This is a genomic window from Acidovorax sp. SRB_24 (genome assembly GCF_012931925.1).
Map to the genome: position 1 here is coordinate 1 of NZ_MWOM01000322.1, position 292 is coordinate 292.

1 pseudogene is annotated in these 292 nt (G+C 67.8%); it reads left to right on the forward strand.

What is annotated here, in order from left to right:
* A pseudogene (locus B2J89_RS22120) lies at nt 1-292 on the forward strand (flagellin); the annotation flags it as partial.

A 292-nucleotide genomic window follows, 5' to 3' on the forward strand; every position in this document is an offset into this window, starting at 1 on the left:
CGCGCGCAATGCCAACGACGGCATCTCGCTGGCGCAGGTGGCAGAAGGCGCTCTGGCCGGGGCCGGCAACATCCTGCAGCGCATTCGTGAGCTCTCGGTGCAGTCGGCCAATGCCACCAACTCGGCCTCCGACCGCCAGGCCCTGAACGCCGAAGTCAACCAGCTCACCTCCGAACTGGACCGCATCGCCCAGACCACCGAGTTCAACGGCCGCAAGCTGCTCGACGGCTCGTTCACCAGCGCCGCCTTCCAGGTCGGCGCCAACGCCAACCAGACCATCACGGCCACCTCG